Annotated in this window: 21 protein-coding genes; 13 read left to right on the top strand and 8 right to left on the bottom strand. The window is 63.2% G+C overall.

What is annotated here, in order from left to right:
• Window positions 1-8 precede the first annotated feature (8 nt).
• From M1E12_RS19620 to hutC, 13 genes are all read left to right on the top strand, one after another.
• A complete protein-coding gene (locus M1E12_RS19620; RefSeq protein ID WP_479562987.1) occupies window positions 9-1,007 on the top strand; it encodes an ABC transporter ATP-binding protein in 999 nt (332 codons plus the stop codon).
• Complete coding sequence (locus tag M1E12_RS19615) at window positions 1,004-1,780, top strand: L-iditol 2-dehydrogenase (RefSeq protein WP_479562986.1); 777 nt, start codon at window positions 1,004-1,006, stop codon at window positions 1,778-1,780. The genes M1E12_RS19620 and M1E12_RS19615 overlap by 4 nt, the downstream gene beginning before the upstream one ends.
• Window positions 1,781-1,814: 34 nt before the next feature.
• Window positions 1,815-3,299: a mannitol dehydrogenase family protein gene (locus M1E12_RS19610; protein WP_479562985.1), complete on the top strand. Its 1,485-nt coding sequence runs from the start codon at window positions 1,815-1,817 to the stop codon at window positions 3,297-3,299.
• A 6-nt stretch (window positions 3,300-3,305) separates the two neighbouring features.
• The gene (locus M1E12_RS19605) at window positions 3,306-4,013 is read left to right on the top strand and encodes an HAD family hydrolase (protein WP_479562984.1); all 708 of its coding nucleotides are present in this window, start codon (window positions 3,306-3,308) and stop codon (window positions 4,011-4,013) included.
• Window positions 4,006-5,631, top strand: coding sequence for an FGGY family pentulose kinase (locus M1E12_RS19600; protein WP_479562983.1), 1,626 nt, complete (start codon window positions 4,006-4,008; stop codon window positions 5,629-5,631). Before M1E12_RS19605 ends, M1E12_RS19600 begins: the two co-directional genes overlap by 8 nt.
• Window positions 5,632-5,734: 103 nt before the next feature.
• Complete coding sequence (gene hutF, locus M1E12_RS19595) at window positions 5,735-7,108, top strand: formimidoylglutamate deiminase (protein ID WP_479562982.1); 1,374 nt, start codon at window positions 5,735-5,737, stop codon at window positions 7,106-7,108.
• Between the two features lie 43 nt (window positions 7,109-7,151).
• Window positions 7,152-8,660 (top strand): HAL/PAL/TAL family ammonia-lyase, encoded by a 1,509-nt coding sequence (locus tag M1E12_RS19590; protein ID WP_479562981.1) that lies wholly within the window; start codon window positions 7,152-7,154, stop codon window positions 8,658-8,660.
• Complete coding sequence (gene hutI, locus M1E12_RS19585; protein WP_479562980.1) at window positions 8,657-9,877, top strand: imidazolonepropionase; 1,221 nt, start codon at window positions 8,657-8,659, stop codon at window positions 9,875-9,877. The genes M1E12_RS19590 and hutI overlap by 4 nt, the downstream gene beginning before the upstream one ends.
• Entirely contained in the window at window positions 9,874-11,409 is a 1,536-nt protein-coding gene (gene hutH / locus M1E12_RS19580; protein WP_479562979.1) for a histidine ammonia-lyase, read from the top strand. Before hutI ends, hutH begins: the two co-directional genes overlap by 4 nt.
• A 1-nt stretch (window position 11,410) precedes the next feature.
• The gene (hutG, locus tag M1E12_RS19575) at window positions 11,411-12,211 is read left to right on the top strand and encodes an N-formylglutamate deformylase (protein WP_479562978.1); all 801 of its coding nucleotides are present in this window, start codon (window positions 11,411-11,413) and stop codon (window positions 12,209-12,211) included.
• Between the two features lie 12 nt (window positions 12,212-12,223).
• A complete protein-coding gene (hutU, locus tag M1E12_RS19570) occupies window positions 12,224-13,897 on the top strand; it encodes a urocanate hydratase (RefSeq protein WP_136539768.1) in 1,674 nt (557 codons plus the stop codon).
• Window positions 13,898-13,914: 17 nt separating this feature from the next.
• Window positions 13,915-14,535, top strand: a complete 621-nt coding sequence (locus M1E12_RS19565; protein ID WP_479562977.1) for a HutD/Ves family protein — start codon at window positions 13,915-13,917, stop codon at window positions 14,533-14,535.
• 75 nt (window positions 14,536-14,610) lie between these two features.
• Window positions 14,611-15,348 (top strand): histidine utilization repressor, encoded by a 738-nt coding sequence (hutC, locus tag M1E12_RS19560; RefSeq protein ID WP_479562976.1) that lies wholly within the window; start codon window positions 14,611-14,613, stop codon window positions 15,346-15,348.
• 36 nt (window positions 15,349-15,384) lie between these two features.
• On the opposite strand, the gene M1E12_RS19555 is transcribed toward hutC, so the two are convergent.
• Genes M1E12_RS19555 through M1E12_RS19520 form a run of 8 tightly spaced genes read right to left on the bottom strand, consistent with a single transcriptional unit; the run spans window position 15,385 to window position 22,786 of the window.
• On the bottom strand, window positions 15,385-15,717 hold the full coding sequence (locus M1E12_RS19555) for a cupin domain-containing protein (protein ID WP_113458091.1): 333 nt from the start codon (window positions 15,715-15,717) through the stop codon (window positions 15,385-15,387).
• Window positions 15,710-16,375: a cysteine hydrolase family protein gene (locus tag M1E12_RS19550; protein ID WP_479562975.1), complete on the bottom strand. Its 666-nt coding sequence runs from the start codon at window positions 16,373-16,375 to the stop codon at window positions 15,710-15,712. The genes M1E12_RS19555 and M1E12_RS19550 overlap by 8 nt, the downstream gene beginning before the upstream one ends.
• Window positions 16,375-17,913 (bottom strand): ABC transporter ATP-binding protein, encoded by a 1,539-nt coding sequence (locus tag M1E12_RS19545; protein WP_479562974.1) that lies wholly within the window; start codon window positions 17,911-17,913, stop codon window positions 16,375-16,377. Before M1E12_RS19545 ends, M1E12_RS19550 begins: the two co-directional genes overlap by 1 nt.
• Window positions 17,910-18,587, bottom strand: a complete 678-nt coding sequence (gene biuH / locus M1E12_RS19540) for a biuret amidohydrolase (protein ID WP_479562973.1) — start codon at window positions 18,585-18,587, stop codon at window positions 17,910-17,912. The genes M1E12_RS19545 and biuH overlap by 4 nt, the downstream gene beginning before the upstream one ends.
• Complete coding sequence (locus M1E12_RS19535) at window positions 18,584-19,600, bottom strand: formamidase (RefSeq protein WP_479562972.1); 1,017 nt, start codon at window positions 19,598-19,600, stop codon at window positions 18,584-18,586. The genes biuH and M1E12_RS19535 overlap by 4 nt, the downstream gene beginning before the upstream one ends.
• 11 nt (window positions 19,601-19,611) lie before the next feature.
• Window positions 19,612-20,532 (bottom strand): ABC transporter permease, encoded by a 921-nt coding sequence (locus tag M1E12_RS19530; protein ID WP_479562971.1) that lies wholly within the window; start codon window positions 20,530-20,532, stop codon window positions 19,612-19,614.
• On the bottom strand, window positions 20,529-21,641 hold the full coding sequence (locus M1E12_RS19525; RefSeq protein ID WP_479562970.1) for an ABC transporter permease: 1,113 nt from the start codon (window positions 21,639-21,641) through the stop codon (window positions 20,529-20,531). The genes M1E12_RS19530 and M1E12_RS19525 overlap by 4 nt, the downstream gene beginning before the upstream one ends.
• 20 nt (window positions 21,642-21,661) lie before the next feature.
• The gene (locus M1E12_RS19520; RefSeq protein ID WP_479562969.1) at window positions 21,662-22,786 is read right to left on the bottom strand and encodes a BMP family ABC transporter substrate-binding protein; all 1,125 of its coding nucleotides are present in this window, start codon (window positions 22,784-22,786) and stop codon (window positions 21,662-21,664) included.
• Between the last annotated feature and the right edge of the window lie 155 nt (window positions 22,787-22,941).

Raw genomic sequence — 22,941 nt, 5'->3', positions numbered from 1 at the left:
ACAAGAAGATGGGTAGCATCACACTTCAGAACGTGTCGAAGACTTTCGGCGAAGTCACGGTCATCCCCTCCATCGATCTCGAGATCAACAATGGCGAATTCGCGGTCTTTGTCGGCCCCTCCGGTTGCGGCAAGTCGACCCTGCTGCGCCTGATCGCCGGCCTCGAAGATGTCTCGGGCGGCAAGATCCTGATCGACGGCAAGGATGCGACCGACAAGGCTCCCTCTCAGCGCGGTCTGGCGATGGTGTTCCAGTCTTACGCCCTTTACCCGCATATGAGCGTGCGCTCGAATATCGGCTTCCCGCTGAAGATGGCAAAGGTCGATCCGGCCGAGATCAACCGGAAGGTCGAGGAAGCGGCCAAGATCCTGAACCTCACCGACTACCTCGATCGCAAGCCGCGTAATCTTTCCGGCGGCCAGCGCCAGCGTGTTGCCATCGGCCGCGCGATCGTCCGTTCGCCGGAATGCTTCCTGTTCGACGAACCGCTGTCCAACCTGGATGCGGCGCTGCGCGTCAACATGCGTCTGGAAATCTCCGAGCTGCACCAGAAGCTGAAGGCGACATCGATCTATGTCACGCACGACCAGGTCGAGGCCATGACCATGGCCGACAAGATCGTCGTTCTGAACAAGGGCCTTATCGAGCAGGTGGGCTCGCCGCTCGAGCTTTATCGCAGCCCGCGCAACCTGTTTGTCGCCGGCTTCATCGGCTCGCCAAAGATGAACTTCATTTCCGGTCCCAAGGCTGCGGAAAAGGGTGCCCACACGATCGGCATCAGGCCTGAACACATGACGCTTTCAACCACGGAAGGCGCATGGAAGGGGACGGTCACCGTGGCCGAGCATCTGGGCTCCGACACGTTCCTGCATATCGCGACCGAAGGCGTCGGCACCATCACCGCGCGCTGCAGCGGCGAGATGCCGGTCCGCCATGGCGATACCGTCTATGCGACACCGGACGAAAACCGCATGCACAAGTTCAATGCCGAGGGTCTGGCACAATGACGATGCGTTTGTCGGGAAAGTCCGCCCTTATCACGGGTTCTGCCAGAGGCATTGGCCGCGCCTTCGCCGAAGCCTATGTGCGTGAAGGTGCAACCGTTGCCATCGCCGACATCGATCTGGCACGCGCAGAAAAGACGGCTTCCGAGATCGGTCCGCAAGCTTATGCGATCGCGCTCGATGTGACAGATCAGGCCTCGATCGAAGCGGCCGTCGCGGCCGTCGAAGCGCGGACCGGTGGCCTCGACATCCTGATCAACAACGCCGCACTCTTCGATCTCGCCCCGATCGTGGAGATCAGCCGCGCCAGCTATGACAAGCTGTTTTCCATCAATGTCGCCGGCTCGCTCTTCATGATGCAGGCCGCGGCCAAGTCTATGATTGCCCGCGGCAAGGGCGGCAAGATCATCAACATGGCAAGCCAGGCGGGGCGGCGGGGCGAGGCCTTGGTGGCCGTTTATTGTGCCACCAAGGCCGCCATCATCTCGCTCACGCAATCGGCGGGTCTCGATCTCATCAAGCACGGCATCAACGTCAACGCCATCGCACCCGGTGTCGTTGACGGCGAGCACTGGGACGGCGTCGATGCTCTCTTCGCCAAATATGAAAACCGGCCGCGCGGCGAGAAGAAGAAGCTCGTCGGAGAAGCGGTCCCGTTCGGCCGGATGGGCCGGGCAGAAGACCTGACAGGCATGGCGATTTTCCTCGCCTCGGCGGAAGCCGATTACATCGTTGCCCAGACCTACAATGTCGACGGCGGAAACTGGATGAGCTGACGGCTCTTGCGGCCCCAAGCCAAGGAATGCACCCATGACGACCAAACTCTCGCTTGCAACTCTTGATGACATCGGTGACCGGGCGTCCCTGCCCTCCTATCGTCGCGAGCAGATCCGTCCCGGGATCCTGCATTTTGGCGTCGGCAATTTTCACCGGGCGCATATGGCGATCTACCTGCACGAGCTCTTCAACAAGGGCCGCGATCTCGACTGGGGGATCATCGGTGCCGGCGTGATGGCGTCGGACCAGCGCATGCGCGTTACGCTGAAGGCGCAGGATTTCCTCACGACGGTCGTGGAGCAGGACATCGATCGTTCGGCGGCGACCATCACCGGGCCGATGCTCGACGTGATCACGGCACCGGATTTCGACCGCATCATCGAGACACTCGCCTCGCCGGATATCCGCATCGTTTCGCTGACGATTACGGAAGGCGGCTATTTCATCGATCCCGCCACCGGCAAATTCGATCCGACACACCCTGCGATCGTTGCCGACGCCCAGGATCCGACACATCCCAAAACCGTTTTCGGTCTGATCATCGCCGGCCTGAGGGCGCGCCGGGAGGCCAACATCCCGGCCTTCACGGTGATGTGCTGCGACAACATCCCGGGCAATGGCGAGGTCACCGAAGCGACGATCTGCGGTCTCTCACGTCTGTCCGATCCGGACTTCGCCGACTGGATCCATCACAACGTGGCCTTCCCGAATTCGATGGTTGACCGAATCACGCCTGCCACGGGCCAGCGCGAGATCGATATGACCCGCGAGAACTACGGCATCGAGGACGGCTGGCCGGTTTTCTGCGAGGGTTTCAAGCAGTGGGTGCTGGAAGACAAATTCCCGCTCGGGCGCCCGGCGCTCGAAGACGTGGGCGTAACTTTCGTGCCCGATGTCGCGCCCTATGAACTGATGAAGCTCCGGATCCTGAACGGCGGACATGCCGCGATCGCCTATCCGGCAGCGTTGATGGACATCCACTTCGTGCATGAATCGATGGAGAACCCGCTGATCCGGGCTTTTCTCTCCAAGCTCGAGAACGAGGACATCATTCCGGTCGTCCCACCCGTGCCGAACACCAGCCTGCAGGACTATTTCGCCCTGATCGAAAACCGCTTCTCCAATCCGAAGATTGGAGACACGATCCCGCGCCTGGCGCAGGATGGCTCGAACCGGCAACCGAAATTCATCTTGCCGTCGACGGCCGACCGGCTGGCCAAGGGACTGGATGTGCAGGGCCTGGCGCTGGTCTCGGCGCTTTGGTGCCGCTATTTCGAGGGCACGAGCGATGGCGGCAAGGCGATCGCCTTCAACGATCCGAGTGCCGATCGGCTGCATGCCGCCGCGCTTGCGTCCCGCACCGACCCTCAGGCCTTTATCGGTATGACCGATATCTTCGGTGCCGTGGGAACCGATGCCCGCTTCCAGAAGCGGTACCGCGAAGCGATCGACAGCTTGCGGAGCAACGGGACCGCCGCTACCCTCCAGCGCTATATCGACGGAACCCTTGCCAGCTGAGTGACCATGGACCCGCAGCCGATCCGCCTTGTGATCTTCGACTGTGACGGGGTTCTCGTCGACAGCGAAGGGATCGCGCTGCAGGTTCTGGTCACGGCCCTGGCCGAAAAGGGTATTCCGCTGACGGTCGATGGAGCGGCTGAGCGCTTTCTCGGACGCAGCCTTGGATCTCTGGCAGAGGCTGTTCTGGCCGAGTTCGCGGTTGAGATCGATACCGCCTTTCTCGCCGGCATGCGGGAAGCGCTCTATGGGCGCTTTCGCGCCGAACTGAAGCCGCTTCCGGGTGTCGCGGGCTTGATCGATGCCCTGAAGGCGTCCGATGTCGCCTGTTGCGTCGCTTCCTCCAGCCAGCGGGAACGGATCGAACTTTCGCTCTCCGTCACGGGACTCCTGCCCAAGCTCGCACCCCATATCTTCAGCGCGACGATGGTTGAAAACGGCAAGCCGGCACCGGATCTGTTTCTGCATGCGGCGTCGGAGATGGGCTTTGCCCCCGAAGACTGTTTGGTGATCGAGGATAGTCCGGCCGGCATCTGCGCGGCTCAGGCGGCCGGGATGCGCGTGTTTGCCTTTACCGGCGGGTCCCACACCCGTCATGCGAGCTACCGGCAGACATTGGCACAGCTTCAGCCGGACGCGCAGTTTGACGCCATGGAGAATTTGCTCCACTTTGTCCTCGGAGTGAGGAGACCGGAAGATCTGACGAATGCGTAACCACCTTCTGGCCGTGGATGTTGGCACAGGCAGTGCACGGGCGGGTGTGTTCGATCTCAGCGGTCGCCAGCTGGCCCGCTGTGTCGTGCCGATCAGCGTCTATCATTCCCTCCCCAAACACATGGAGCAGAACAGCGAAGAGATCTGGTCTGCCGTCTGCGCCTCAGTGAAGGCCGCGCTTGCCGAAAGCGGTGTCTCTCCGGAAGGCGTTCTCGCCATGGGGTTCGACGCCACCTGTTCCCTGGTGGTGAGGGACAAGGACGGGACGCCATTGTCCGTCTCCGACACCGGTTCGCCGGGGCTCGACACGATCCTCTGGATGGATCACCGGGCGATCCAAGAGACGGAGATCTGCAATTCCATTGCCGATCCCCTCTTGGACCGCTTCGGCGGGCGGCTTTCGGTCGAGATGCAGATCCCGAAGCTGCTCTGGCTGAAGACCCACAAGCCTGATCTCTGGGCGGCCTGCGGACAGATCTTCGATCTTTGCGATTATCTCACCTGGCGGGCGACGGGGTCATCCGCACGCAGCCACTCGCCCCTTGCTTCCAAATGGGGCTACACCCCGGAAGCGCCGGGTTCTCCGCCGATGGACTATTACCGGAAAATCGGGCTCGGGGATGTGCTGGAGCGCGCGGGACTGCCCGAACGATCCCAGCCACCTGGCACGACGATCGGTAGGCTCAGTCCCGAAAGCGCGGCGGAACTCGGACTGGACACGCAGTGCCTCGTCGCCCCAGGGCTAATCGATGCCTATGCCGGCACTGTCGGTCTTTACGCCGCTGGCCAACGCCCGGAGCGGCCGCTGACGGCCGAGGCGGTGCTGATTGCAGGGACATCGAGCTGCATTGTCCGCCTGTCTCAGGAGCCGGTGTCAGGACCCGGATGCTGGGGCGGATTTCGCGATGCTGCCATAGCGGGGCTTTGGCTGACGGAAGCCGGACAATCCGCATCCGGCGCCTTTCTCGACCATATCGTCACGCTGCATCCGGCCGGCGGAACGCCGACCAAGGCAAGACACAGGTCGATCCTCGATGCGATTGCCGTGCGGCTCGAGGCCGAAGGGCCCGACTTCGGCCTGCCGATCAGCGTGCTCCCGGATCTGCACGGGACCCGATCGCCTGTCTCCGATCCTCTGCTGACGGGTATCGTTGCGGGTCTCGATCTCGATCGAAGCGAGCTCTCGCTGCTGAAACTTTACTGGCGCAGCTGTGTCGCGCTCGCCTGCAGCATCAGCCACATCATCGCGCATCAGCCGAGCCGCGCCGGCATCCCCAGGCAGCTTCTGCTGGCGGGGGGACTGGCGGATCATCCGCTTCTTGCCCAGCTCTATGCGGATGCGACAGGCTGTGATGTGCATGTACCCGTTGACTGCGATGCCGTGCTGCTCGGCTGCGCACTGCATGCGGGCGTGGCTGGCGGCGCCTTTGAAGATGCCGCTACGGCCGGAGCCGAGATGCGGTTTGCCATGGCCCATTTTGCTCCCTCCCCGGCGCGTCAGGCCGCACTGGCGCGCGATCACGCGCTGCTCAAAGCCATGATGCGGCATCGGGACGAACTGGCTTCCCTTGCGCGCCCCTCGGCGGCACCCGCCAGCGCCGTTTCGATGGCTGGCTGACTTTTTGCTCGGAACGGCAGACAGCGACGCGTTTTCCTGACTGCCCCTTGCGTCCTCACTCTGAACCTGCCATGTTGCATATACAACTTGCGAAGGTTTCGAGATGCGAGCTTCCCAAAGTCTCTTTTGCGAACATGTGCTCCTCCCTGAGGGGTGGGCGAGCGATGTGGCGATCGGGATCGATCAGACAGGCACCATTGTTTCGGTCGAGCGCGGCGCAACCCCTGGCCCAGAGTTGGTCAGGATGTCCGGCCCGGTCGTTCCGGCCCTGCAGAACCTGCATTCTCATGCCTTTCAGCGCGCCATGGCGGGTCTCGCCGAGATCGCGGGCTCGACCGATGACAGCTTCTGGACATGGCGCGACACGATGTATCGGCTGGTTGGGCAGATGTCGCCTGACGATGTCGAAGCCGTGGCGACGAAGTTGTATAGTGAACTTCTAAAAGGCGGCTTCGGCCATGTCGCCGAATTCCATTATTTCCACCATGCCCTTGCCGAGGTGGGCAGGTCAGACGGCTTCGAGATGTCGAGCCGTATCCTGCGCTCGGCCGAGACGACCGGCATAGGTCTTACACATCTGCCCGTCTTCTATGCCCATTCCGGCTTTGGAGGGCAGGCTCCGAATGACGGGCAAAGACCGTTTCTGCATTACGTCGACAGCTTTCTTGCCCTGCTCGAGCGGCTGGCCCCTGCATGTGCGTCTGCCGATGTGCGCCTTGGCATGGCCATCCATTCGCTGCGGGCGGCGACGCCGGAGGAAATGCGGGCGGTGCTCTCGGCAGAGAAAACCGGCGGACCGATCCACATCCATGTCGCCGAACAGGAGCGGGAGGTGGAGGATTGCCTCGCCTGGAGTGGGCGCCGACCCGTCAGCTACCTGCTCGACGAGTTTGCGGTGGACGACCGCTGGTGTCTGATCCACGCCACGCACATGACCACGGAGGAAACGGTGCGGCTGGCAAAGTCCGGTGCGGTCGCGGGGCTCTGCCCGGCTACCGAAGCCAATCTCGGCGACGGGATCTATCCCGCAACGGAGTTCCTGGCCCAGGGCGGGCTGTTCGGTATCGGCACGGACAGCCACATCGCGACCTCCGTGGCGGAGGAACTGCGCGTGCTCGAATATGGACAGCGACTGCGCGACCGGCGCCGCAACCGGCTTGTGTCCGGTCCCGGAGCCTCGGTCGGCCGCACGCTGATCGATGCCAGCCTGTCCGGCGGGGCTCAGGCTACGGGTCTCAAGACGAGCGGTATCCGCGTCGGCGCGCGCGCCGATCTCGTCGTCCTCGACGGCGCAAACCCCTTCATCGCCACGGCCGAGGACGACCAGCTTATAGATCGCTGGATCTTTGCACTCGGCAGCAAGGCTGTGCGCGACGTCATGGTTCGTGGAGAGTTCGTGGTTCAGGAGGGTCGCCACCGAGACGAAGAGCGTATCGACAGAGACTTCACTCTTGCGCTGAAGAGGATCCTGCAATGAATTTCATTAGCCGGCGAATTGTTTTTAGCAAACGGAGCGCCTGATGGGGCAGATGATCACTCTCGATACGGTTCTGACATCAGATGCGATCGCTGCGATTGCGGAAGGCGCGCGGCTGGCCTTGAGCGACACGGCTCGGCAGCGGATTCGCGATGCTCGCGCGATCGTCGAGGCCTTGGTCGACCAGGGCATCCGTGGCTATGGCATCAATACCGGTGTCGGGGCGCTCTGCGACGTGGTCATCGACCGGGAAGAGCAAGCGGCGCTTTCCCGCAATCTGCTGTTCAGCCATTCCTGTGGTGTCGGTGAACCGCTCGGGCGGGTCGAAACACGCGCGATCATGGCGGCCCAGATCGCCAATTTCGCCCATGGCTATTCTGGCATCCGGCTCGAGGTGGTCGAGACGCTCGTCGCCCTCCTGAACAACGACATGCTTCCGGTCATCCCGTCGAGGGGTTCGGTCGGTTACCTGACGCATGGCGCAGCCATCGGGCTGGTGCTGATTGGATCCGGGGAATGCCGTCATGACGGCAAGCAATTATCGGGCGCACAGGCGCTGGCAGTGCTCGGTCTGAAGCCGCTGGTGCTCCAGGCGAAGGAAGGTTTGAGCCTGATCAACGGCACACCTTGCGCCACCGGTCTGGCATCTCTTGCCGTCTCCCGGCTGGCGCATCTCGTCGACTGGGCAGATGCCTCCGCCGCGATGAGTTATGAGAACCTCGGCGCGCAGACAGACCCATTTGCGGAACTGCCGCTTTCCCTGCGGAAGTCCGATGGCCTGCAGCAGGTCGGGAAAAATTTGCGGACATTGCTGGCCGGGAGCGCGCTTCTGGCTGAATCTGCGGGCAAGCGGACGCAGGATCCGCTCAGCCTGAGGGCCGTGCCGCATGTGCATGGCGCGGTGCGCGATGCGCTCGCGGAAGCCCGTGCGGTGGTGGATCGCGAGCTTGCGAGCGTCACCGACAATCCCGCCGTCAGCGGATCACCTGATGACCCGAAAGTGCATTCGCAGGCGCATGCTGTCGGGGCAGCGCTTGGGCTTGCGATGGATCATCTGGCGACGGCCGCAGCCGAACTTACCGCCATTTCCGAGCGACGGATCGACCGGCTGGTCAATCCGCTGGTGAGCGGCCTCCCGGCCTTCCTCGCCTCGGGTAGCGGTGTCGAATCCGGCTTCATGATCATCCAGTATACTGCGGCAGCGCTGGTGGCGGAAAACCGCCGGCTGGCGATGCCGGCAAGCCTCGACGGTGGCATCACCTCCGGTCTGCAGGAAGACATCCTGACCCATGCGACGCCGGCTGCGGCCAAGGCGCTCGCCATCCTCGACAATCTCGAAACCGTACTTGCCATAGAGCTGACCGCCGCCGCGCAGGCCCATGACCTGCAGTCTTCCAAGGCGGCCAAGGCTGCGATGACGCAACGGATCTATGAGCGGATCCGCCAGACGGTGCCCTTCTACCGGGACGATCGGCCCCTGAACGGCGGTATCCAGCAGATCCAGACACTCCTGAAGACCACGGCCGCTTGGTCCGAAAGCGAGGGCGCATGACGATCGTACTCAGCAACGCCCGACTGGCGACCATGGCGCCTGACCGGCCCGGGCTCGGCATAATCGAGAATGGCAGGGTGGTGATCGAGGGCGGGCGGATAGTCGCCGTCGGTGCGGCGAACGAGATCGCAGTCCCCGCTGGCGCCGAGGTGATCGACTGCGAGGGTCGGTGGGTGACGCCTGGCCTCATCGATTGCCATACGCATCTGGTGCATGCCGGCAACCGGGCAAAAGAATTCGAGATGCGTCTTGCTGGCGCTTCCTATGAAAAAATCGCACGCGCCGGCGGCGGGATCGTCTCGTCGGTGCGCCAGGTGCGCGAGGCAAGCGAGGCGGAGCTTGTCGCGCAAACGCTCCCCCGGCTCGATGCGTTGATCGCCGAGGGTGTGACGACCGTTGAGGTCAAATCCGGCTACGGGCTGACCGTCAAAGACGAACTCAAGATGCTGCGCGCCGCACGGCAACTGGCCGAGAAGCGTCCGGTCGCCGTCACCACGACCTATCTCGGAGCGCATGCAACGCCCGCCGACTACAAGGGACGCAATCTCGCCTTCATCGAGAAGGTCGTGCTGCCGGGTCTAAAGGCGGCCCACGCGGAGGGACTGGTCGAGGCGGTGGACGGCTTCTGCGAAGGCATTGCCTTTTCGCCGGATGAGATGCGGCTTGTCTTCGATGCGGCGCGGTCGCTTGGACTGCCGGTGAAGCTGCATGCGGATCAGCTGTCGAACCTGCATGGGGCAGCCCTTGCAGCTGAGTATCAGGGGCTCTCGGCAGACCATCTGGAATACACCGATGAAGACGGCGCTTCCGCGATGACCCGGGCCGGGACCGTCGCAGTGCTGCTGCCCGGTGCCTATTACTTCATCCGCGAGACGAAGAAGCCGCCGATCGAGCTCTTCCGTAAGCATGGAACGGCCATGGCGCTTGCCACGGACTGCAATCCGGGCACCTCGCCGCTGACCTCCCTGCTGCTGACCATGAACATGGCGGCCACGCTGTTTCACATGACGGTCGAGGAATGCCTTCTCGGCGTGACCCGCAATGCCGCACGCGCGCTCGGGCGTCTCGATACGGTCGGGACCATCGAGGTCGGAAAGCAGGCCGATCTTGCCCTCTGGTCGGTCGAGAGCGCGGCGGAGCTGGTCTACCGCATCGGTTTCAATCCGCTGCATCAGCGCATCTGGAACGGCCACATCACCAAAGGAATTCTGTCGTGACCATTACGCTTCACCCCGGCCGCGTCTCTCTCGCCGAACTGGCCGAGATCTATTGGAGTGGCGAAAGTGCCGTGCTCGACCGCAGCTTCGATGCCGGCATCGAGAAGGCTGCAGCGCGGATCGCTCAGATCGCGTCCGGCAATGAGCCGGTCTACGGCATCAATACCGGCTTCGGCAAACTCGCCTCGATCAAGATCGACGCGGCCGACACCGAGACGCTGCAGCGTAATCTGATCCTGTCGCATTGCTGTGGCGTGGGCCAGCCCCTACCGGACAATATCGTGCGCCTGATCATGGCGCTGAAGCTGATCTCGCTCGGTCGCGGCGCCTCCGGCGTCCGCCTGGAGCTCGTGCGGCTGATCGAGGGCATGCTGGACAAGGGTGTCACGCCGCTCATTCCGGAAAAGGGCTCCGTCGGCGCATCCGGCGATCTTGCACCGCTCGCGCATATGGCGGCCGTGATGATGGGCGAGGCCGAGGCCTTCTATCATGGCGAGCGGCTTTCCGGCGCCGAGGCGCTAAAGCGCGCGGGGCTCACACCCGTCGTGCTGGCGGCCAAGGAAGGTCTGGCGCTGATCAACGGCACGCAGGCCTCGACAGCGCTGGCGCTGGCCGGCCTCTTCCGCGCCCATCGTGCCGCACAGGCAGCACTGATCACCGGCGCGCTCTCGACCGATGCGGCCATGGGCTCGTCGGCGCCGTTCACCGCCGACATTCACACGCTGCGGGGTCACAAGGGTCAGATTGATACGGCAGCGGCCCTGCGCGGACTGCTTGCAGGCTCCGTCATCCGGGAAAGTCATCTGGAAGGCGACGAGCGCGTGCAGGATCCCTATTGCATCCGCTGCCAGCCGCAGGTCGACGGTGCCTGCCTCGATCTGTTGCGCATGGCAGGCCGCACGCTCGAAATCGAAGCGAATGCCGTCACCGACAATCCACTCGTGCTCTCCGACATGAGCGTCGTCTCTGGCGGCAACTTCCATGCGGAGCCCGTGGCCTTCGCCGCCGACCAGATCGCGATTGCCGTTTGCGAAATCGGCGCCATCGCACAACGGCGTATCGCCTTGTTGGTAGATCCGGCTCTCTCTTACGGTCTGCCGGCCTTCCTCGCCAAGAAGCCGGGGCTGAACTCCGGCCTGATGATCGCCGAAGTTACGTCGGCGGCACTGATGAGCGAAAACAAGCAGATGGGGCATCCGGCCTCGGTCGATTCGACTCCGACCTCGGCCAATCAGGAAGACCATGTCTCGATGGCCTGCCATGGCGCGCGGCGCCTGCTGCAGATGACCGACAATCTCTTCTCGATCATCGGCATCGAGGCACTGACGGCCGCCCAGGGCGTGGAATTCCGCGAGCCCCTGACGACGAGCCCGGAACTGCGACGAGTGATCGCCACCTTGCGTGTCCATGTCGCTACCCTGGAGGAGGACCGTTACATGGCACCCGATCTCGAGGCCGCCGGTCGCCTGGTGGCGGACGGGACGCTGGTTTCGGCCGTTTCCGCCGGGTTGTTGCCGGAGCTGGAGGGGTGACATGGCCGTCTTCGAAGTCAAGCAAGGCACCTCACCCGTCATTCTCGCCTTCCCGCATACGGGCACGGACGTGCCGCCTGCGATCTGGGATCGCCTCAACGAGAACGGACAGCTGCTTGCGGATACCGACTGGCATATCCACGACCTCTATGCCGGGCTGCTGTCGGATGCGACGACGGTCAGGGCGACCTTCCATCGCTACGTGATCGATGCAAACCGCGATCCTGATGGGGTGAGCCTGTATCCGGGGCAGAACACCACCGGACTTGTGCCGGAAACGGATTTCGACGGGGTCGCCATCTGGAAAAGCGGCGAGGAACCAACGAGCGAGGACATTGCCGATCGGCTGGCAGGCTTCCATCAGCCCTATCATGCGGCACTAAAAACCGAGATCGAGCGCGTGAAGGCGGTCCATGGCGTGGCGGTGCTCTACGACTGCCATTCGATCCGCTCGCTCATCCCCTTCCTGTTTGAAGGGCCCCTGCCGGATTTCAATATCGGCACGGATATGGGCCGCACCTGCGATGCGGCGATCGAGAAAGCCGCCGCCGAGATCGCCGGTCGGGCTCAAGGTTACACGTCTGTGGTCAACGGCCGCTTCAAGGGTGGCTGGACGACCCGTCATTACGGGCAGCCCGACACCGGGGTGCACGCCATTCAGATGGAACTGGCGCAGATCACGCATCTGGCCACCGAAGCACCACCCTTCGCCTATGACGCCGGGAAGGCCGAGGCGCTGCGACGACATCTCAAGGACATTTTGACATCCATCGAAGCCATCGCGCTCGAACTGAAACGCTGAGGAGCGAGGACCATGAGCAATCCCAGACACAATATCCGCGACGTTCGCGCACCCCGCGGTCCGGAACTCAATGCCAAGAGCTGGATGACGGAAGCGCCGCTGCGCATGCTGATGAACAATCTCGATCCTGACGTTGCCGAGCGGCCGCACGAGCTGGTTGTCTATGGCGGCATCGGCCGGGCGGCCCGTACCTGGGATGATTTCGACCGGATCGTCGAGACGCTGAAGACGCTCACGGAAGAAGAGACGCTGATCGTCCAGTCGGGCAAGCCGGTCGGCGTATTTCGCACCCACAAGGATGCACCGCGCGTGCTGATCGCCAATTCCAATCTCGTGCCGCATTGGGCGACCTGGGATCATTTCAACGAGCTGGATAAAAAGGGTCTCGCCATGTACGGCCAGATGACCGCCGGCTCGTGGATCTATATCGGCACGCAAGGCATCGTGCAGGGCACCTACGAGACCTTCGTGGAGGCCGGGCGTCAGCACTACAGCGGCAATCTCAAGGGCAAGTGGATCCTGACCGGTGGCCTCGGCGGCATGGGTGGCGCGCAGCCGCTCGCCGCCGTCATGGCCGGCGCCTGCTGCCTTGCCGTCGAATGTGACGAGACCCGCATCGATTTCCGCCTGCGCACCCGTTATGTCGATGCCAAGGCGCATACGCTGGACGAGGCGCTTGCCCTAATCGACCAATGGACCAAGGCGGGCGAAGCGAAATCCGTCGGCTTGCTCGGCAATGCCGCCGAAATCTTCCCGGAGCTTGTGCGCCGTGGCGTGCGCCCCGACATCGTGACAGACCAGACCTCGGCCCATGATCCGATCCACGGCTATCTGCCGGTCGGCTGGACGGTCGCCGAATGGCGGGCGAAGCAGGAGAGCGATCCGAAGGCGGTGGAAGTTGCCGCCCGCGCCTCGATGAAGACCCATGTGCAGGCGATGGTCGACTTCTGGAACAGGGGCATTCCGACGCTCGACTATGGCAACAACATTCGCCAGGTCGCCAAGGAAGAAGGCTTCGAGAATGCCTTCGCCTTCCCAGGCTTCGTGCCGGCCTATATCCGCCCACTGTTTTGCCGCGGCATCGGCCCCTTCCGCTGGGCCGCACTTTCGGGCGATCCGGAGGATATCTACAAGACGGATGCCAAGGTGAAGGAGCTGCTTCCCGACAACAAGCATCTGCACAACTGGCTGGACATGGCCCGCGAACGCATCGCCTTCCAGGGCCTGCCGGCGCGCATCTGCTGGGTCGGCCTCGGCGATCGCCACAAGCTGGGCCTTGCATTCAACGAGATGGTGCGCAATGGCGAGCTCAAGGCCCCGGTCGTGATTGGCCGTGACCATCTGGATAGCGGCTCTGTCGCTTCGCCGAACCGCGAGACGGAAGCGATGAAGGACGGCTCCGACGCCGTGTCCGACTGGCCGCTTCTCAACGCGCTTCTGAACTGCGCCTCGGGAGCGACCTGGGTTTCGCTGCATCATGGTGGCGGTGTCGGCATGGGCTTTTCCCAGCATTCGGGCATGGTCATCTGCGCCGATGGCACTGATGATGCCGCACGGCGGCTGGAACGGGTGCTGTGGAACGACCCGGCAACCGGCGTCATGCGCCATGCCGATGCGGGCTACGACATCGCGCTCGATTGCGCCAAGGAAAAGGGTCTGCGTCTGCCCGGCATTCTCGGCAATTGAGAAAGACCACCGGCCCCATGTCCCTCCGCATCCAGCGCTTTGGCGAGCACCTGAAAATGCCCTGGAAGAACGGGCTCGGGATCACCCGCGAGGTGATCTCCCGGCCGGCTTCGGATGGATCCGGCGGGTTCGGCTGGCGGATCAGCCTGGCCACCGTCGGTGCCTCCGGTCCGTTCTCGGTCTTTCCCGGGATCGACAGGACGATCGCCGTTTTGGAGGGCGACGGCATGCAGTTGACGGTCGATGGGCGGCGGGAGCCGCCGCTTCTCGTGGACTCGCCGCCCTTCGCGTTCTCCGGCAATGCCGAGGTTCAGGCGGATTGTCTGGGTGAAGAAACGCTCGATCTCAACGTCATGAGCCGGCGCGGGGTTGTCGTCCATCGCATGACGAGGATCGACGTCAGAGCTGCGCAGAGGCTTTCGATGTCCAAGGACACCGTTGCGATCGTCTTTCGTGGCGATGCGACGGTTACGATGGATAGCGTGCGAACGGATGTCGGGCTCGGGGATGTCCTGATCTGCGAGCCGATGCCGTTCGAACTCACCGTTACGCCCGTCGGAGCGGATTGCGCCCTCTATGCCATCGAGATTGCTTCCGATTTGGACATGGCGGCAGCCCCTGAACAGGTTGCCTCGTGAAGGCCTCAAGCGATAAGGGAATGACCGCCGCGCCGCGACACCACATTCGCTTCGCCACCAGCAGGATAGACCAGCATGTCCGATGATCAACCAGGCTTTGCGCTTCCCGACGAAGGTCAGGATACGCCGCTCTACGAGCAGATGAAGTCCGAGATCAAGGCGCGCATCGAACGCGGCGAATGGCCGATCAATTTCCGCATCCCCTCCGAAAATGAGCTCGTGGATATGCTGGGAGTGAGCCGGATGACGGCGCATCGGGCGCTGAGAGAACTCGCCAGCGAAGGCGTGATTATCCGCGTCCAAGGGCGCGGCTCCTTCGTTGCACCGAAGAAGCGCCGGGCCAATGTCAGCGACGTGCGCAACATCGCCGAGGAAATTGCCGAGCGCGGCGGCCAGCACTCCGTTGAGATAGTGCTCATGCAGGCGGAAGTCTGCGATCACGATCTGGCCGACCGGCTGGAAGTGGAGGCGGGAACATCCGCCTTTCACTCGGTCATGGTGCACAAGGAAGATGATCTGCCGATCCAGCTGGAAGATCGCTTCGTCCATGCCGAACTTGCGCCCGCCTATCTCGATCAGGATTTTCGGGCAATCACGCCCAACGCCTATCTGAGCGCTATCGCGCCGATCTCGCGCGCCGAGCAGTTCGTTGAGGCGGTGCTACCACAGCCTTGGGAATGCCGGTTGCTGGCCATTGCCAAATCGGAACCCTGCCTCCAGATTCGCCGACGGACTTGGTCAGGTGACCGGCTGGTGACGTCGGTGCGGCTTCTCTATCCCGGCAGTCGATACAGCCTGGAGAGTTCCTACTGAGCTCAGGAAAGATCGAATATTAGCCGGCAACACAAATCAGAGGATTTTGACCGGCTTCGTCCATTGGATCAGCACGACGCAGCCTTCCGATGATGCCACGGAATGGCAGGTGCCCTCCGGGTTCGCCACCAGCGAGCCCGCGGGATAATGGCCGAATTCGTCGCTCTGTGAGCCTTCAAGCACCAGGATGGTCTCAAGTCCCTGATGCAAATGGCGCGGCACGGAGGCACCGGGCGCGTAGCGCAGGAGTGCCACTTCGGGTTCGCCCGTCACCAGCCGGCAGATCTCGACGCCGTCGCGGAAATATTCGAACTGGCAGTGCTGCCAGCCGCCGCGCAGGAAATCCGGGAAACTCAAGGCTTCAGACATCGAGCGCCTCCACGATCTGATCGACGCTGGCCGCCCATCCGACAATCGCTCCTTGCGCGGTGATCATGTCGATGGCCGCCTTCTTGAATTCCGGGAAGTAGCTCTCTGTCGCATCGGTCGCGAGCAGGCATTCGAAGCCACGGTCATTGGCCTCGCGCATGGTGGTTTGCACGCAAACTTCGGTGGTGACGCCGGCGAAGACGAGCTGGCGGATCTTCCGCTCGGCCAGCAGCTCTCCGAGCGGCGTGGCGTAGAAGGCGCCCTTGCCGGGTTTGTCGAGCACGATTTCGCCTTCCACCGGATACAGCTCCGGAATGATGTCGGCACCGGGTTCGCCGGAAATGAGGATGCGGCCCATGGGGCCGGGATCGCCGATGCGGAGCGATGGCTTGCCGCGCTCGCGCTTGGCGGGCGGGCAGTCGGACAGGTCGGGCCGATGGCATTCGCGGGTATGGATCACGGGCAGGCCGGCGGCGCGGAAGGCGCCAAGCAGGCGGGCCGTCGCCGGGATGATTGCCTGCAACAGGGCGACCTTGTTGCCCAGCGTTTCGCCGAAACCGCCGGGCTCGACGAAGTCGCGCTGCATGTCGATGATGATGAGGGCCGCATGGTCCCGATCGAGGTCGAAATCGAAGGGCCGCGCCTGGATGATTGCCATCAGTGATGTCCTGCCATGTGCCGGCCGATCTCGCCGATATCGGCGTTGGCGGCGGGAGTCTCATATGCGATATGCCCTTCCGACATCACGAGGATCCGGTCGGAGAGCTCCAGGATTTCGTCGAGATCCTCAGAGATCAGGAGAACTGCGGCCCCGGCGTTTCTTGCGGCCATGATACGGGCGCGGATTTCGGCAACGGCGGAGAAATCGAGCCCGAAGCAGGGGTTGGTGATGATGAGGAGATCGACCTCACCCGTCAGCTCGCGGGCGAGGACCGCACGCTGGACATTGCCGCCGGAGAGCGAGGCGATCGGGGACTGGAGTGAAGCCGTTTTCACCTTGTACTCGCCGACCAGATGGCCCGCCTGTTCGAGCATGCGGCTGCCATCGAGCCAGAACTGGCTGCTGCCGGAGGCAAAGTCGAAATCGCGGAAGAAGATGTTTTCCGCGACCGTCATCCGTGGGGCGCAGGCGTTCTTCAAGGGCTCCTCGGGCAGATAGCGGACGTTGAGCTTGCGGGCTTCGCCGCGGCGGGCGTGATAAGGCTCTGCCTTGACCCGGATCGTCCCCTTTTCCAGTGGCCGCTGGCCGGTCAGGATCTCCATCAGCTCCATCTGACCATTGCCCGAGATGCCTGCAATGCCGACGATCTCGCCGGATTTCACGGTGAGATCGGCGATGTCGATGGTCTTCAGGCCGGAGCGATCCGGGGCCCTGACGCCGGAGACGGAGAGGACGGGCACACCCTGGTAGGCGATCCGGGCAGCCGGCTTCACCAGCTCCTTTTCGCCGATCATCATGGCTGCCATATCGGAGGTCGAGAGGTCGGAGACCTTGCCGCCGCCGACATATTCGCCGCGTCGGAGGATCGAGACCTCGTCGGCAAAGGCCGTCACTTCGCGGAACTTGTGGCTGATCATCAGGCAGGTGAGTTCGCCCGCACTCGTCAAACCCCGGACCATGCCGAGCAATTCGTCGGCTTCCGCCGGTGTCAGCACAGAGGTCGGCTCGTCAAGGATCAGGAAACGGCGGCCGAGATAAAGCTGCTTCAGGAGTTCCAGCTTCTGCTTTTCACCGGCGGCGAGCCGGCCGACGGGGATGTCGAGCGGCACCGAGAAGGGCATGCGGTCCATGAAGGCTGAGAGCGCCTGGCGCTCCTTCTTCCAGTCGATCAGCGCCGGTGCATCCGCCCGGCTGATGACGAGGTTTTCGGCGGCGGTCAGCGAAGGAACGAGCGTGAAATGCTGGTAAACCATGCCGAGCCCGAGGTCATGGGCGGCACGGGGGTCGGGGATCTCGACCTCAAGGCCCTCGACCATCATCTGGCCCGAGGTCGGCTTGTAAAAGCCCATCATGCATTTGACGAGGGTCGACTTTCCGGCACCGTTTTCGCCGAGCAGCACATGGAAGGAGCCGGCGGCGACACGCATCGAGACGTCGTTGAGCGCCGTGAAGCTGCCGAAGCGCATGGTCATGCCGACGGTTTCCACCGACATGGCGTGATCGGGTGCTTTGAACTCTTGCGCCGGAACCCTCATGGCAGTGCGTCCACAAGCTTTTCGCTGTCGGAGACGGAGCCGAAGACGCCACCCTGCATCTTGACCATCTTGACGGCGGCGGCGTGGTTGCCGGGATCGGTGGCGCCGCAGCAGTCCTCGAGAATGACGCATTCGAAGCCGCGGTCATTCGCCTCGCGCATCGTCGTGTGCACGCAGACATCGGTGGTGATGCCGGTCAGCACGATGTTTTCGATGCCACGCGTGCGCAGGATGAGTTCGAGATCGGTGGCGCAGAAGGAGCCCTTGCCCGGCTTGTCGATGATCGCTTCGCCCGGCAGCGGCGCCAGTTCGTCGATGATTTCCCAGCCCGGTTCGCCACGCACGAGAATACGACCGCAAGGACCGGCATCGCCGATGCCGGCGCCGATCTGCTGCGAGCGCCAGCGCTTGTTCGGCGGCAGGTCGGAGAGATCAGGGCGATGGCCCTCGCGGGTGTGGATGATGTGATAGCCCTTGGCGCGCATGGCGGAGAGCACCTTCTTGATCGGCTCGATCGGCGCGCGGGTGAGCGAGAGGTCGTAGCCCATCTTGTCGACATAACCACCGACGCCGCAGAAATCGGTCTGCATGTCGATGATGATCAGCGCGGTGTTTTCGGGACGGAGATCGCCGTTATAGGGCCAGAGATAGGGATCTGCCTTGATGGTCGTCATTCCGCCGCCTCCTTGTTGGTCTCGCCATAGCGACGCACAGGCTTCGGGAAGCCGCAGGATGTGCCGTCGGTCACCTGGACCTCGCCCTCCCAGGGTAGCTTGTACTCTCCGGCCACCAGGTCCTGCATGAAGGTGTAGGGGCAATCCCCTGCACCGCCGGCAACGGCCGAGAAGCCGCGATGGCCGAGCTGGTAGATATTGTTTTCGACACCCCAGACTCGGCGCGCCTCGCGCACGAGATCGGGGCGGACTTCCGCCGTGATGATCTCGTCCGGGCGGCCGGACGTGCCATGGGCGATGATGCTGCCGTCGAAATTGACGATCATGCCCTCGCCCATGGAATCGAAGGTGCCGTCCGATCCGCACATGCAGACATTGGCGGTGACCATCAAGTTGCAGAAGGAATTGGACTGGTTGGTGAAGCGCCAGGCCTCGCGCATCGGGGCGGTATAGCCCGCCGTGCGCAGCATGATCTCGGCGCCCTTATAGGCTGCCTCGCGTGCCATTTCCGGGAACATGCCGTCGTGGCAGATGATGAGCGAGAGCTTGCAGCCTTTGGGGCCCTCAATGACAGGGATACCGAGATCGCCGGGTTCCCAGGGTTCGACCGGCACCCAAGGGTGGAGCTTGCGGTAATGGAGCTTGATCTCGCCCTGGTCGTCGATGATCAAACCGGTGTTCCACGGATTGCCGCCGGGATTGTATTCCATGATGGAAAAGCAGCCCCAGATGCGGTTGTCGCGGCAGGCCTCTCTGAAGGCTGCGACTTCCGGGCCGTCCATCCGGCACATGATCTCCGGGTTCGTATCCATCGACAGGCCATGCAGGGCATATTCGGGGAAGACGACGAGATCCATGCCGGCGATATTGCGCCGCGCCTTGGCGACCATGCCGACGACCTTGTCGGTCTGGGCCGCGAGATCGGCGCGCGTCACCGTGTTCGGCAATTGCAGCTGCACGAGGCCGATGACCACCCCCTCGGGCGACTTGTTGAGACCGCCAAGTCCGTTCATGGATCCTGCTCCTATTTGGTGATGCTGAGTTCGCCGGGTGCCGACACCATGGCCCGGGTGCGCGAGCTGATCGCGATAAGGAGGCCAAGGGTGAGCACGTAAGGTGCGGCGTAGAAGAGGTAGTAGCCCTGGGTGACGCCGACCGACTGAAGTGCCGGCCCGAGCGCGCCTGCGCCGCCGAAGAGCAGCGAGGCATAGAGGCAATGGACCGGGTTCCAGCGAGCGAAGATGACGAGTGCCACCGCCATCAGGCCCTGGCCTGAGGAAATGCCTTCGTTCCAGCTGCCCGGATAATAGAGCGAGAGATAGGCGCCGCCGACACCAGCCAGCGCACCGCCGACCGCTGTCGACCAGAGGCGCACGCGTTTGACGTTGATGCCGAGCGCACGGGCGGCATCGGCACTGTCACCGGCGACCCGGATGGTGAGGCCGACGCGGGTATTTTTCAGTACCCAGGCGGCCAGGAAGGCGAGTGCGATGCCGACCAGGAAGAGGACGTTGACGTTGAGAGCCGCCTGGACCTGCGGGATATCCGACCAGAAACCGAGCGGGATCGACGGCAGATCAGGCGCGACGGGCTGGACATAGGGCTTGCCGAAGAAGAAGGCGAGGCCCGAGCCGAAGATCATCAGGGCGATGCCGATCGCGATGTCGTTGACCTTGGGGAACTTGCAGATCCAGCCGTGCAGAAGACCGAAGAGAAGGCCGCAGATGGCCGCGGCAAGCGTACCCGCCCAGGCGGAGCCGGTGTGGTAGGCGACGGCATAGCCGCTCATGGCACCGAAGACGAGCGTACCTTCCAGGCCGAGATTGATGCGGCCGGAACGTTCCGTCAGGCATTCGCCGATGCTGACGAAGATGAAGGGCGTGGAGACACGGATGGCGCCGCCGAGGATGGCAAGGGGCACGCCCCAGAGACCGATGTCCGTCATGCGCGCTTCCCCTTCAGCAGGAGGCCATCCAGCGTAATGCGATCCCGGAACGCGTCGGACAGGAGGATGGCGATGAAGATCATGCCCTGGAAGACCACGATGGTGGCATCCGGCAGGTCGAGCCTTCGCTGGACGAGGCCACTTGAGGCCTCGAAGCCGGCGAAAAGCAGGGTGGCCGGAATGATCGCCAGGCAGTTGTGCCGGGCTAGGAAGGCGATGAGGATGCCCGTATAACCATAGCCGCCGGCGAGCGAGGCATTGGCCGAACCATGGACGGCCGCCACTTCGAAAGCCCCTGCAAGGCCAGCCAATGACCCACCGAGCGCTGTAAAACCGATCATCAGCAGGCCAGCGGGCAGCCCCTGCACCTGGGCGGCCCTGATGTTGCCGCCGACAATGCGGGCCGCAAATCCGAAGGTCGTCTTTTCGATCAGCACCCAGCAGAGGATGCAGGCGATGATGCCGGCCGCGAGGCCCCAGTGCACGCCGATGCCAGGGATTTCGCCAATTCGGTAGAGGTCCGGCAAGGGTGCCGTGGAGGGTTTGTTAAGGCTAGCGGGATCGCGGAGCGGTCCTTCCACCAGATGGTTCATAAGAGCGATCGCGATATAGGCCAGCAGCAGGCTGGAGATCGTCTCGTTCACTCCGCGGAAATGCCTGAGAGCCCCGATGCCGCCGATCCAGATGGCGCCGACCAAGGCACCTGCGATCATCATGGCGAGAATGCCGACCGGACCCGGCATGCCAGGTGCCAGCATGGCAACAGCACCGGCGCCGACACCGCCCAGGACGATCGCCCCCTCCCCTCCGATCACCACGAGACCCAGCCGGGCCGGCAGGGCGACGCAGAGGGCGGCGAGAAGAAGCGGTGCCGCACGGGCGAGCGTGTTGGTCCAGGAGAAGGAGGTGCCGAAGCCCGCCTTGTAGACGAGGGTGTAGAACTCGATGGGCGACGTGCCGATCAGGAGCAGAAAGACGGCAAAGAAGAGCATGCCGGCAAGAAGTGCTGCCAGCGGCAGGAAGAGCGGATCGAGCCAACGCAGGATCGTCTCGAGCGAGAGACTGCGTCTGGCCAGACCCTGGCTGGCGAAATCCGCCGGTGCACTCATGGCATGCCCCTCCCGGATCGTTACGAGGTCGACCCGACAACACCCTCGACGAGGTAGCTCATGCTCTCGAGCGCAACGTCGGTCTCGGCGAAGGCCTGGCCTTCGGTGGCGATGACATTGCCCTTGTTGTCCTTCAGCGGCCCCTTGATGACCGAGAAGCCGCCCTTCATGATTTCGGCAAGCGTCGCGTCGAACTGCTTGCGTGCCGGTTCGGTAACGGCCGGTCCGAGCGGACTCATCTTGACGAAGCCTTCGGCAAGGCCGCCGCGGACGAAGTTGTCGATGGTGCCGCCCGAAAGGGTCGTATTGACCATGTCGGTATAGACCTTGGACCAGTTCCACTCGGCGCCGGTCAGATATTTCTCAGGCGCCAGCGGGCTCTGGTTGGCGTGGTAGCCGCAGAGGAACATGCCGCGACCGGCGCCGGTTTCCATGACGACTTTCGGGCCGTCGACATGGCAGGTGACGACGTCGACGCCCTGGTCGGCGAGGGCGTTTGTGGCTTCCGCTTCCTTGACGGCAAGCGACCATTCACCGGTGAAGATGACCTGGCAGGTAATCGTGGGATCGACGGCGCGGGCGCCGAGCAGGAAGGAGTTGATGTTGAGCAGGACCTGCGGAATGGGCTTTGCCGCGACGAAGCCGATCTTCTTGGTCTTGGTCATGTGACCGGCAACGATGCCGTTCAGATACTGGCCCATGCCGATATAGCCGAAATAGGAGCCGGTGTTGGCCGGCTTGTCCGGGGTCCAGAGGCCGCCGCAATGCTCGAAGCGAACATCGGGATATTTCGGCGCCATGGTCAGGATATGGGGGTCGAAATAGCCGAAGGAGGTCGGGAAGAGCAGTGTTGCGCCGTCGAAGTTGATCATGCTCTCCATGGTCTTCTGGACGTCGACCGTTTCCGGTACCTGTTCTTCTTCGACCACGGTCACGCCCTCGATCGCCTTGATCGCGGCAGCGCCTTCGGCGTGAGCCTGGTTGTAACCGAAGTCGTCCTTCGGGCCGACATAGATGAAGCCGACAGTCAGGCCTGCGGCGCGGGCAACATTGAAAGGAAGCACGCTGCTTGCGGCGGCAAGGCCTGCGAGGCCGGCTGACTGGCGCAGAAACTGGCGGCGGCTCGGCATAAGAAACTGGCTCATGAAGGATCTCCCAGATCAGGATGAACAGTGAAGCTCGGGCGGGCGCTGGTTCCCCTGATTTTCTATGGCGCTCCGCGTTCACCTTTGAGTAACCCATATGGCGCCGCTTCTGTCTTGTGCTAAGTTTTGCGCGAGCTGCTGCAAGATTTGCATCA

Source organism: Rhizobium sp. K33, assembly GCF_056501445.1.
This window is presented reverse-complemented; position numbering and strand designations above follow the sequence as displayed.